Source organism: Roseovarius salis (genome assembly GCF_044472985.1).
In the GTDB taxonomy this organism is placed as follows: Bacteria; Pseudomonadota; Alphaproteobacteria; order Rhodobacterales; family Rhodobacteraceae; genus Roseovarius; species Roseovarius salis.
In genome coordinates this window covers 1-11,671 of record NZ_JBISDG010000018.1, presented here as the reverse complement: position 1 = coordinate 11,671, position 11,671 = coordinate 1, and the positions used below count along the sequence as shown (strand labels likewise).

12 protein-coding genes and 1 tRNA gene are annotated in these 11,671 nt (G+C 65.6%); 4 read left to right on the top strand and 9 right to left on the bottom strand.

The features are described 5' to 3' along the window. Positions 1-43: 43 nt before the first annotated feature. Complete coding sequence (locus ACH13J_RS09290; protein WP_397543051.1) at positions 44-928, bottom strand: formate dehydrogenase accessory sulfurtransferase FdhD; 885 nt, start codon at positions 926-928, stop codon at positions 44-46. Between the two features lie 60 nt (positions 929-988). Between ACH13J_RS09290 and ACH13J_RS09285 the strand changes: the two genes are divergently transcribed. Together ACH13J_RS09285 and ACH13J_RS09280 are read left to right on the top strand one after the other, a co-directional pair. Next, positions 989-1,702 (top strand): AzlC family ABC transporter permease, encoded by a 714-nt coding sequence (locus tag ACH13J_RS09285; RefSeq protein ID WP_397543050.1) that lies wholly within the window; start codon positions 989-991, stop codon positions 1,700-1,702. Beyond that, positions 1,699-2,025: an AzlD domain-containing protein gene (locus ACH13J_RS09280; protein ID WP_397543049.1), complete on the top strand. Its 327-nt coding sequence runs from the start codon at positions 1,699-1,701 to the stop codon at positions 2,023-2,025. The genes ACH13J_RS09285 and ACH13J_RS09280 overlap by 4 nt, the downstream gene beginning before the upstream one ends. Here ACH13J_RS09280 and ACH13J_RS09275 read toward each other — a convergent pair whose 3' ends face one another. From ACH13J_RS09275 to petA, 4 genes are all read right to left on the bottom strand, one after another. Next, positions 2,026-3,810, bottom strand: coding sequence for an ABC transporter transmembrane domain-containing protein (locus ACH13J_RS09275; protein WP_397543048.1), 1,785 nt, complete (start codon positions 3,808-3,810; stop codon positions 2,026-2,028). 148 nt (positions 3,811-3,958) lie between these two features. Continuing rightward, on the bottom strand, positions 3,959-4,747 hold the full coding sequence (locus ACH13J_RS09270; RefSeq protein WP_397543047.1) for a cytochrome c1: 789 nt from the start codon (positions 4,745-4,747) through the stop codon (positions 3,959-3,961). Between the two features lie 16 nt (positions 4,748-4,763). Then, entirely contained in the window at positions 4,764-6,089 is a 1,326-nt protein-coding gene (gene petB, locus ACH13J_RS09265; RefSeq protein ID WP_397543046.1) for a cytochrome b, read from the bottom strand. Between the two features lie 12 nt (positions 6,090-6,101). Then, a complete protein-coding gene (gene petA, locus ACH13J_RS09260; RefSeq protein WP_397543045.1) occupies positions 6,102-6,680 on the bottom strand; it encodes a ubiquinol-cytochrome c reductase iron-sulfur subunit in 579 nt (192 codons plus the stop codon). Positions 6,681-6,887: 207 nt separating this feature from the next. On the opposite strand from petA, the gene ACH13J_RS09255 reads away from it, so the two are divergent. Then, positions 6,888-7,601 (top strand): outer membrane beta-barrel protein, encoded by a 714-nt coding sequence (locus ACH13J_RS09255; protein WP_397543044.1) that lies wholly within the window; start codon positions 6,888-6,890, stop codon positions 7,599-7,601. Between the two features lie 7 nt (positions 7,602-7,608). Here ACH13J_RS09255 and ACH13J_RS09250 read toward each other — a convergent pair whose 3' ends face one another. The 4 genes from ACH13J_RS09250 to dapF all read right to left on the bottom strand — a co-directional run bounded on the left by ACH13J_RS09250 (position 7,609) and on the right by dapF (position 11,082). Then, complete coding sequence (locus ACH13J_RS09250; protein ID WP_397543043.1) at positions 7,609-8,205, bottom strand: 2-hydroxychromene-2-carboxylate isomerase; 597 nt, start codon at positions 8,203-8,205, stop codon at positions 7,609-7,611. A 40-nt stretch (positions 8,206-8,245) separates the two neighbouring features. Then, on the bottom strand, positions 8,246-8,848 hold the full coding sequence (locus tag ACH13J_RS09245; RefSeq protein WP_397543042.1) for a glutathione S-transferase family protein: 603 nt from the start codon (positions 8,846-8,848) through the stop codon (positions 8,246-8,248). A gap of 141 nt (positions 8,849-8,989) precedes the next feature. After that, complete coding sequence (mtaB, locus tag ACH13J_RS09240) at positions 8,990-10,246, bottom strand: tRNA (N(6)-L-threonylcarbamoyladenosine(37)-C(2))-methylthiotransferase MtaB (protein ID WP_397543041.1); 1,257 nt, start codon at positions 10,244-10,246, stop codon at positions 8,990-8,992. After that, complete coding sequence (gene dapF / locus ACH13J_RS09235; RefSeq protein WP_397543040.1) at positions 10,246-11,082, bottom strand: diaminopimelate epimerase; 837 nt, start codon at positions 11,080-11,082, stop codon at positions 10,246-10,248. The genes mtaB and dapF overlap by 1 nt, the downstream gene beginning before the upstream one ends. A 106-nt stretch (positions 11,083-11,188) precedes the next feature. Here dapF and ACH13J_RS09230 point away from each other — a divergent pair. After that, positions 11,189-11,264 (top strand) — tRNA-Lys (locus tag ACH13J_RS09230). The last annotated feature ends 407 nt before the right edge of the window (positions 11,265-11,671 follow it).

Below are 11,671 nucleotides of genomic sequence, written 5' to 3'. Positions count from 1 at the left end.
GGGCGAGAATGCCGGCGCGATTTTCCCCGGCCCTTAAACGCCGTCATGCCTCGGCCCCCTTCCGGCGGTGTTTCCTGTCCTCTTCCGGCACGCCGGCCGGGTCGGTATCGCGGACAAGCCGTTCCTCGCCCGAGAGGCAGACGAACCGCTTGCCGCGCAGGCGCCCCACCAGCGTCAGCCCGACCTCACGGGCGATTTCCACCCCCCACGCGGTAAAGCCCGAGCGCGAGGCGAGCGCGGGAATACCCATCAGCGCCGTCTTGATCACCATTTCGCTGGTCAGCCGCCCGGTGGTGTAGAGCGTCTTGTCCTCGGGGCCGATCCCCTCGGAAAACATCCATCCGGCGATCTTGTCGACGGCGTTGTGCCGCCCGACATCCTCCATGTAGACCAACGGATCGGGGCCGCGGCACAGCACCGTGCCGTGGATCGCCCCCGCTTCGAGATACAGTGACGGCGTCCGGTTGATGACTGACGCGAGACGGTAGAGATCGGACGTCCTGACCTCCAGCGGGGGCAGCGCGACCGCCTCCAGACCCTCCATCATGTCGCCGAACACCGTGCCGACCGCGCAACCGCTGGTGCGGGTCTTTTTCTTCAGCTTTTCCTCGTAGCTCGTTTCGCCGTCGGTCCGCACGACAACGGTATCGAGATCCGCATCGAAATCCGTGCCCGTGACCGTCTCGTCAGCCGCGAGCATCCCCTGGTTGCGCAGGAAGCCCAGCGCCAGATACTCGGGGTAATCCCCGATGGTCATCGCCGTCACGATCTCCTGCCCGTTCAGGAATATGGTCAGCGGGCGTTCCTCGACCACGTTGATCCGGGCCGGCTGACCGTCGTGATCCACCCCCTCGACGGCACGTGTCAGGCGCGGCGCCTTGGGATCGGGGGCAATGACATAACCGGGAACATCGCTGGCGGTGGGCATTTGCAACTCCTGCCGGGGCGGGTTAGGCGGTTTTCCTGCACCTTAACCTAGGGCGATGTCGTGACCACCGAAACCACCATTTCGATATTCTTGGCCGGGGCTCGGGATGCCGCGCCCTTCGTTCTGGTGGTCGGGCCGTTCGCGGTGCTGTTCGGCGTGGTGGCGACCGAGGCGGGGCTCGACCTGCTGGCGACGATGACCTTCTCGGTAGTGGTCATCGCGGGGGCGGCGCAGTTGACGGCGCTGCAGCTCCTGGCCGACCAGGCCCCGACGGTCATCGTGATCGTGTCGGCGCTCGCCGTGAACCTGCGCATGGCGATGTACTCGGCCTCGCTCACCCCCTATCTGGGGCCTGCCCCGCTCTGGCAACGCGCGCTCGCGGCCTATTTCATCGTCGACCAGAGCTACGGCCTTTCGGTGCTGCGTTACGAGCAGAACCGACACTGGACCATAGGTCAGCGGATGGCCTATTTCTTCGGCACGGTCGCGCCGGTCTGCCCGCTGTGGTATCTCTTCACGCTCGTCGGCGCGTTGGTGGGCACCTCCATCCCGGACAGCTACGCGCTCGACTTCGCCGTACCGATCACCTTTCTCGCGTTGATCACGCCCATGGTGCGCACACGCGCCCACGTGGCAGCGGCGCTGGTGTCGATCACGGTGGCGCTGATACTGGCCTTTCTGCCCTACAACCTCGGGCTGCTGGTCGCGGGAATACTTGGCATGATCACCGGCGCCGAGGTCGAGCGGCGCACGGCGGGGGGCGGCGCGGCATGATCGACAAAACCGAACTCTGGCTGGTGATCGCCGCCCTGGGGCTGGGCAGCTACGGGTTTCGCTTCGTCTTCATCGGGCTGATCGGCGACCGGGAACTGCCCGAATGGCTGTTGCGGCACCTGCGCTATACCGCCGTCGCGGTGCTGCCCGGACTCGTGGCGCCGCTCGTGGTCTGGCCCGAGGCCGCGGGCGGCAGCCTGGATGCGCCGCGCATGACAGCGGCGCTGGTGACGGTGGCGGCCGGCGTGCTGACCCGCAGCGTGATCGCGTCGATCACCTCCGGCGCGGCAACGCTGTATCTGGGGCTCTACCTTGTCGGCTGACTAGCGCCCGTCATACCCTTTTTTCTGCGCGCTGTAGAGCTGCGCGTAAAGTCCCCCGTGCGAAAGCAGCTCGTCGTGCCGGCCCTGCTCGACAAGGCGTCCTGCCTCCAGAACAAAGATCCGGTCCGCATCCGCAACCGAGGACAACCGGTGCGCCACGACGATCGTGGTCCGCCCCGCGCTCAGCCTGTCCAGCGCTGCCTTGATGCGCGCCTCGGTCGCCTGGTCGAGCGCGCTGGTCGCCTCGTCCAGCAGGAGGATCGGCGCATCGCGCAGGAAAGCCCGGGCGATGGCGATCCGCTGCTTCTGCCCGCCGGAAAGCTGCGCGCCCTTGGGCCCCACCGGCGCGTCGCCGCGCGCACGGATCAGCTCGGCGATCTCGGCGTTCTCGGCAGCCTGCCACACCTCCGCCTCGGTGGCGTCGGGATTGACGTAGCGAATGTTCTCCCAGATCGAATTGTTGAAGATCACGATGTCCTGCGCCACGACGGAGAAGGCCCCACGCAGGCGGCTGACCTGCAACCGGTCGATGGGTTGGCCGCCGATGGTGATCTGCCCGTCCTTGACATCGTAAAGCCGGGACAGGAGCGAAAGGATGGTCGTTTTGCCCGACCCGGTCGCGCCCACGATGGCGGAAACCTGCCCGCCGCGGAAAGTCATGCTCAGACCGTCGAAAAGCGGCTGGTCGTCACTGTAGGAAAAACTCACGCCCTCGAGCGCGATGTCGCCGGCGGTGTCGAATTCCGTCAGCGCGCCGGGCGCGTCGTTGATCGTGGGCTGCTCGTCGTAGAGGCTGCGGACCCTGTCCAGAAGCACGAGATTGGACTGCAGCGCACCGAAGAACTGCGCCAGCAGGCGGGCGGGATCGAACACCATCACCATGCCCAGCAGGAACGTGATGATCTCGGCCCCGTCCGTGTCGAAAGCGGGCGACAGGACCATGTAGCCGCCACCCCCGATCACCAGCACGTAAACGAATGCCGAGCTGAGGTCGATCGAGGGCATGACGAGCGCCTGCGTGATCTGCACCCGTTTCATCAGGTCGCGGATGGAGGCCGTGCCACGCATCAACCGGCCGGCTTCGACCTTTTCCTGGCTGGATATCTTGACGGTGCGCATCCCGTTCACCGTCTCCTCGACCCCGTTCATGTAGGCGCCAAGCGCCTCTTCGGCCTCGCGCTGCGCCTGTTTCACGCGATCGGAGACGTAGTTCATCACCCAGATGATGAACGGCAGCACCACCAGCGCCGCGGTGAAAAGAACCGGGTTCTTCCAGATCAGGTAGCCCGACACGATCACCACCGTCACCGCGTCCCGAACAGCCCCGGCGGTGGCCAGACCGAAAAAAACGCCCAGTTGCTGTGTCTGGGTCACGAGCCTGTGGATGATGTCGCCCGACTTGGTGCGCTCGAAATAGGCGAGGTCGAGCGACATCAGGTGACCAATCAGGTCGCGCCGGATCTCGTACACCGCGTCGTTCGACAGCCGAACCGTGATCGCCGGGACAAGGTAGGACATGAGCCCGCGGACCGCGAACAGGCCGAAAACCACGGCGCAGACCTGCAGCAGCCGCTGAAGGTTGCCGCTTTCAAAGATGACGCGCAGCCCGCTTTCCGTCATGGAAAGGAATTGCTGGTACACCAGCCCTTGCACGAGAATCATGCCGAGCACGAGGAACAGCCACGGCGCCCGCTGCTTGAGATAGTCGCGCCACAGCCACCCGATATTGGCGCGGTCTGCCGCGGTCAGGACTGCCTCGCGGTTTGTCGTGCGTCTCTTGGTCATGCAGGCCCGGTCGGTTGCGTGTCCCGCCGGCTATAGTGCCTTGCGGGCCAAAGGTCAGCCCGTCAATTGCGGAAACGACGCGCTGGCAAGGAAAACCCCCGCCCTTCGGGGCGGGGGCCGCTAATCTCGCCTCGGCGTGGGCGCGGGATCAGCTGCGGCGCTTGCCCTTGATCGGCGCCCAGAGACGCTTGTTCGTCAGGTAGAGCAGGACAGACAGCACGGTCAGAAAGATCACGCCCGTCAGCCCGGCCTGCTTGCGGTCCATCATCTTTGGTTCCGCCGTCCACATGAGGAAGGCCGCGACATCCTCCGCCTGGCTTTCGATGGTGTTCTCGTGGCCATCGGCGAATTCAACGTCCTCGCCATAAAGCGGCGGCGCCATCGCGATCCAGCCGCCCGGAAAGGCGGTATTCTCGTAGAGGGTCGTTCCCGCCTCGGTCTTGGTTTCGCCGGTGTAGCCGGTGAGCAGCGAGACGATGTATTCCGGCCCCCCCATCCCCTTGAAGAGCTGGTTGAGCCCCGTGCCGTACGGCCCGTGGAACCCGGCCCGCGCCTTCGCCATGAGGCTCAGGTCCGGCGCCCCTTCGAACTGCGACGACGGGAAGTGGTCGGTCGGCTTGGCCGCACGGTACTCGTCGGCCTCCGCGTCGTAGACCTCGTACATCTCCGCATAGGCGCGCACCTGGTCGTCGGGCATGTTGGGCCCGCCTTCGTCGCCGATGGTGCGGATCGGCACGTATTGCAGCCCGTGGCAGGACGCGCAGACCTGCGTGTAGACCTTCAGGCCCCGCTGGAGCTGGTTCTGGTCGAAGGTGCCGAACGGCCCCTCGAAGGAGAAATCCACGTCCTCGACATGGCCTCCGGCCCCGGCCGCTAGGGCCGCGCCGCTCGAAAGGGTCAGGGCGGCAACTGCGGTAATCGCGAGTTTCTTGAGCATTATCCCGTTTCCTTCCTTATTCGGCCGGCGTTTCGGCGGCTTTGCCGTAATGGGCCTTGAAATCTTCCTCGATCGTCTCGGGCTGCGCCTCGGGTTTCTCGATCACGCCGAGCAGCGGCAGGATGACGAGGAAGTAGGCGAACCAGTAGGCCGAGCCGATGAGCGAGATGGTGGAATAGGGCGGCTCCGCCGGCATGGCCCCGGCCCACATCAGCACGATGAAGTCGACCACCAGCAGCGCGAACCACCACTTGAACATCGGGCGATACCGGCCGGAGCGGACCGACGAGGTATCGAGCCACGGCGCCAGCGCCATCACCGCGATCGCGCCGAACATGGCCAGCACGCCGAAGAACTTGGCGTCGATGATACCGCCGGTAATCCAGTTCGCGGCCATGACGACCCACACGTCCGACGTGAAGGCGCGCAGGATCGCGTAGAACGGCAGGAAATACCATTCCGGCACGATGTGCGCAGGCGTCACCAGCGGGTTGCCCTCGATGTAGTTGTCAGGGTGGCCGAGATAATTCGGCATGAAGCCCACGATGGCGAAGAACACCACCATGATCAGGGCCAGCGCGAACAGGTCCTTGATCACGAAGTAGGGCCAGAACGGCACCGTGTCCTTCTCGGCCTCGGCCTTGGAGCTGCGGCGCACGTCCACGCCGGTGGGGTTGTTGTTGCCGGTCGTGTGGAATGCCCAGATATGCACGGCCACCAGCGCGGCGATCACGAAGGGCAGCAGGTAGTGCAGCGAGAAGAAGCGGTTGAGCGTCGCGTTGTCCACCGCCGGCCCGCCGAGCAGCCATGTCTGGATCGACTCGCCGATGAACGGGATCGCGCCGAACAGCCCGGTGATCACCGTGGCCCCCCAGAACGACATCTGCCCCCACGGCAGCACGTAGCCCATGAAGGCCGTGCCCATCATCAGCAGGTAGATCAGCATGCCGATGATCCACGTGATCTCGCGCGGGGCCTTGTAGGACCCGTAATAGAGGCCGCGGAATATGTGGAGATAGACCGCGAAGAAGAACAGCGAGGCGCCGTTCATGTGCAGGTAGCGGATCATGTGGCCGCCGTTCACGTTGCGCATGATGTGTTCGATCGAGGCGAAGGCCATGTCGACATGCGGCGTGTAATGCATCGCCAGCACGATGCCGGTGATGATCTGCAAGGCGAGGCAGAAGGTCAGGACGATCCCCCAGATCCACATCCAGTTCAGGTTCTTGGGCGTGGGAATCATCAGCGTGTCGTACATCAGCGAAACGATCGGCAGCCGACGGTGCAGCCACTTCGCGCCGCCGGACTGCGGTTCGTAATGATCGTGCGGAATTCCGGACATGAGCGCGCTTCCTTATCCCAGTTTGATCGTGGTTTCGTCGACGAACTCGGCCACCGGCACGGGCAGATTCTCGGGCGCGGGTCCCTTGCGGATGCGTCCGGCGGTGTCGTAGTGCGACCCGTGGCAGGGGCAGAACCAGCCGCCCGCACCGTTCTCGGCGACGTAGTCGCCGGCATTGTTCAGCGGGACGCACCCAAGATGCGTGCACACGCCGATCTGAACCAGCCATTCGCCGGATTCGTCGAGCGTACGGTTCTGGTCCGTCGCGGGCACCTCGCCCGAGATGTTCTCGTTTCGTGCAACCCCGTCGGGCAGATCGGACACCTCCACGGCGCGGGCCGCCTCGATTTCCGCCGCCGTGCGCCGGCGGATGAAAACCGGCTTGCCGAGCCATTTCACCGTCAGCTGGGATCCCTCGGACAAGCCGCCGACATCGACGCGGATCGAGCTCAGCGCCTGCACGTCGGCCGACGGGTTCATCTGATCGACCAGCGGCCAGACCGCCGCCCCGGCGGTGACGGCGCCGGCGCCGGCAGTGGCGTAGTAGAGGAAATCCCTCCGGGTACCTTCGTGATCGTCTGCGTGGGACACGAGATCTCTCCATTTTCCAGCCGGAACCGGCCACGTTCAACTTCACTAGCTCGTCCCGCGGCGGCATGCACCCCTCGGCACGATATCGCCCCGCTATTTAGCGGGGCTTTGGGAATGCGTCCAGTGCACAATGGACACGATCGGAAAAGGGCGCGATTCTGTCGCGCTTGTGGGACGCGCCTTTCGCGTGTACGCGGTAAGAAGCAGATGCAGAATCTCGAAAGCGTCAGGTCAATGCTCAGAAACGCGATCAAGGCGGCAGCCGCACTCATGCTCACCAGCGCCCCGGCAGCAGCGGAAATGGAGCTCAGCCTCTATCTCGGCTGGCAGGGCGTGACCGACAGCACAGGCAGCGGCACACTGCCCGGCGGTGCGCCCTTTGCCCGCAAGTTCGACTGGGACGGCAAGCCGTTCGATGCGCCCATATACTACGGCGGCCGGGCCACGTGGTGGATGCACAACGATATCGGCTTCGGCATCGAGGGCACGCACACCAAGGCCTATGCCTCGGCCGCCGACCTCGCGGCGCTTGGCCTTGCCAGCCTCGAGCTGTCGGACGGCCACAACATCATCACCGCCAACGTGATGAAGCGCTGGCCGGGAATGATGGGAGGATCGGGCTTTACTCCCTATCTGGGCGCCGGGGTCGGCGTGGCCGTCCCCCACGTCGATGCACAGGTCATCGGTGCCACCAACCGGACGTTCGGGTACGAATACACCGGTCCGGCCCTGCGCGGCATCGCCGGGCTGAAATACGATCTCAACGAGCGGTGGGCGCTGTTCGGCGAATACCAGGTGACGTGGTCGGACAACGATATCACGCTCGACCCGGACCCGGCCGTTCCGGGACAGGCGCCCGGGCGCCTCGATACCGAGATCACGACGCACGCGGTCAACATCGGGGTAAGCTACAGCTTCTGAGCGGCGCTCAGCCGGCCGACAACCGGCCATGGCGCGCCCATAGGAGCGCGTCCTGCAGCCGATCGTCACCCCAGAACACCTCGCCTCCCACGACGAAACTGGGGGCCCCGAAGACGCCAAGCGCCTTCGCCTCCTGCGTGGCATCCTCCAGCGTGCCGCCGATCCTGTCGCCGCGCGCCTGCGGGATCACCTTGTCGGGGTCACGGCCGGCCTCGGCAACGCTGGCGCTCAGGTTGGGCTCCTCCCCGGCGGGCCGACCCTTTTCGAACCACAGGCGATAGGTGGCCCTGGTGTAACGCGCCACCCACCCTTCCTCCTGCGCCAGCACAGCCACCCGGTTGGCCAGCTCCAGCCCGGGCAACGGATAGGGCGCGGGAAGCTCGGGCGACAACCCGTAGCGTTCCGCCCGGCGGGCGATGTCGCGCCACATGTAGGCGGCCTTCACCGGCTTGTCCTTGAAGGGGATGTTGTTCTGCTCGATCATCACGGCGCGCACGTTGAAGGGGCGCCACCTGACCTCGACCCCGCTATCGCGCACCGCCTCCTCGATGCGCATCACGGTAAGATAGCTGTAGGTGCTGCCGATCGAAAACCAGAAATCCATCGATGCCATCCCGGCCCCCTTCCCCGCCAAACCCGCCGCCTCATTCCGGCGCGGTTGCCACCATGCTCTCGCGCGTGCTGAAAACCGCGAACCAGTCGTCCAGCGCCCCGGCCCCGTCGCGCCAGTTGCGCGCGCCATGGCGGAAATCCAGATAGCCCAGCGCGCAGCCCATGGCGATGTGGCTCATGTCCATCGGCCCGTTGAGATGGCTCATCCAGCGGCTGTTCACCACCTGCACGCAGCGCGCCACCTTCTCCCACTGCGCCTTCACCCATCCGTCGTGCACCTTCTCCGGCGGGTGGAACCTGTGCTCGTAGACGATCAGCAGGGCAGCGTCGAGCATCGCCTCGGCCGTGGCTTCCAGCGTGAGCGTTTCCCACAGCCGGGCCTGCGGATACATCCCGGCGTCGAAGCGCGCGTCCAGATAGCGACAGATCACCCGGCTGTCGTAGATCGCCGGCCCCTCGGAGCGGACAAGCGCCGGTATCTTGCCAGCCGGGTTGGCGGCGGCGGCCTGCGGGTCGGTATCGGTCGGTGTGGTGACGACATCGACCACCTCGACGGCATCCGCCTGCCCGGTCTCGTGCAGCAGCACGCGCACCTTGCGGGCAAAGGGGGACGGTCCGGCGGAGATCAGTCTCATGCGTGTCTCTCCCTGTCAGCGCAGGCACAGGCTAGGCTCCCGCTGATCACCTGTCCATGACGATCCGCACGCGCCGCGCACCAGCGACCCGACGGGCAGCGGCATCTTGCCCGTCCCGCGCACCGAGGGCATGCCGGCGCCCTAGGCTGCCGTCAGCTTTTGCCCCCGGATTCCCGTCACCTTGGCATCGACGATCGCGCCTTCCTCGCGGTCGGCATCGAACACGACCTCGGTGAACTGCTCGGTCCTGCCCATGCGCGCGCTTTCCATGAGCACCTTGTGCGCGCGGCCCTTCTGGTCCTCCAGATGCCGGGCGACGCGCGCGTCGCCCGCCGCGCGCAACCGCGCCGCGCGTTCCTTGATCGTGCGTCCGTTCACCTGCGGCATCCGCGCCGCGGGCGTGCCGGGGCGGGGGCTGTAGGGAAAGACATGCAGCCAGGTGAGGTCACAGTCCTCTACCAGCTTCAGCGAATTCTCGAACGCCGCCTCGGTCTCGGTCGGGAACCCGGCGATGATGTCGGCCCCGAAGGTCATGTCGGGCCGCAGCCGCCGCGCCGCCTCGGTGAACCGGATCGCATCGTCGCGCAGGTGCCGCCGCTTCATCCGCTTCAGGATCAGGTCGTCGCCGTGCTGCAGGCTCAGATGCAGATGCGGCATCAGCCGCGGCTCGGTGGCGATGGCCTGCATGAGGCTTTCATCCACCTCGATCGAATCGATCGAGGAGATACGCAGCCGTGGCAGATCGGGCACCAGCTTCAGGATACGCATCACCAGATCGCCCAGCCTCGGCTGCGCAGGCAGGTCCGCGCCCCAGCTTGTCAGGTCCACGCCGGTCAGAACCACCTCGTTATACCCCTTGCCGACGAGCCGCTTGATCTGCTCCACCACCACGCCCGCGGGCACGGAACGAGAATTGCCCCGGCCGTAAGGAATGATGCAGAAGGTGCAGCGATGGTCACAGCCGTTCTGCACCTGCACATAGGCGCGGCTGCGCGTGCCGAACCCGTCGATCAGGTGGCCGGCCGTCTCGGTCACCGACATGATGTCATCGACCTGCACCGCCTCGGTCTGTCCGATGAAATCGGCGGCAAGGCCGCGCCACGTGTCTGGCTGCATCTTCTCGGTGTTACCGATGACGGCGTCGACCTCGGCCATCTCGGAAAACGTCTCCGGCTCCGTCTGCGCCGCGCAGCCGGTCACGACCAGCCGCGCACCGGGGTTCTCGCGCCGCAGCCGGCGAATCTCTTTCCGTGCTTTCCGCACCGCCTCGGCCGTGACCGCGCAGGTGTTGACGACAACGGCATTGTCCAGCCCCGCCGCGCCCGCAAGCTCCTTCATCGCCTCGGTCTCGTAAGCGTTCAGCCGGCAGCCCAGCGTGGTGAACCTCGGGGCGCTCATTACACGCCCTCCAGGAACGCGGGGGTCACGACCCCGTCACAGACATGCGTTGTCGGCCCGGTCATCCAGACGCCGTCCTCGCGCCAGTCGATCCACAAGGTCCCGCCATCCAGATCGATACGCACCTTGCGCCCGGTCAGCCCGCGCCGCGCCGCGGCCACGGCAGCGGCGCAGGAGGAAGAGCCCGAGGCCAGCGTCAGCCCCGCGCCCCGCTCCCAGACGCGCATCCGCAGGTGGTCGGGGCCGCGCAGGCTGGCCACCTGCACGTTCGCGCGCTCGGGATAAAGCGGGTGGTGCTCGTAACGTGGGCCGAATTGTTCCATCGGGACGGCGTCGGCATCCGCGACGAAGAAGGTGCAGTGCGGATTGCCCATGCCCGTTGCCGCCGGCCCCCCCTCTATCGGCAGCTCAAGGGTGTCCACCTCCTCGGCCAGCGGAACCTCGCGCCAGCCGGTCTGCGGCTGACCCATGTTCACCGACGTCAAGCCATCGCCGGCGTCGACGGCATGCAGATCACCCCGCCCGGTGGTCAGATGCAGCCGGTCCTTGCCCTGCTCGTCCATCAGGTGGCGTGCGATGCAGCGCGTGGCGTTGCCGCATGCCGCCGAAGAGGAGCCATCGGCGTTCCAGAAACTCAGATGCGCGTCAGCCCCCGCCTCGCCCGGGGCGATCAGCGCAAGCTGATCGAAGCCGATCCCCCTGCGCCGGTCACCAAGCGCAACCGCCAGCGCGGGGGTAATGGCAACGGACCGGGCACGCCCGTCCACCACGACGAAGTCGTTGCCCAGCCCGTGCATCTTCATGAAAGGCAGTCCGGTATCCGCGCGGGTGTTCATGCCCGGCATATAACGGCGATGCCGCGGCGAATCCAGCGGGCACGGCCCGAACGCCGATTTTATGGGTTGACCCCTCACGCGCGGCTTTCTACACAGCGCGCCACGTGGGCCGTTAGCTCAGTTGGTAGAGCAACTGACTTTTAATCAGTGGGTCGCAGGTTCGAATCCTGCACGGCTCACCACTGAAATCAAGGACTTAACCGAGTTCGATTGGTTGATGCTTGGATCAGTGTACGTCTGGTGTCCGATTTTCGAACCAAAAGTTCATGCTCGGACGCCTAGGCGTTTCGATATGGTAGTCCAAAATTTGGCTGTTCATCGCCCTGTCGGTCACCCAAGGACATCCATGCGATCATGACGGAAAGTGGCGATACCGATAAGGTGTGCAGGGCGTCTCGAATACAATCAGATGGATTGTTTCAGCCCTGAACGAGCGCACCGCCGGCCTAGTAAATGCGCCAGTGGCCGAACGCGGCGTGATCGACAAGGCGTGACCTGATGCTGTGGAGGGCCCCTGCACCGGCGTAGTGTGCGATGATTTGGCCGTTAAGCCATGTGTGGACGGCCGCTGCGGTGCAAGAGGTTTCTG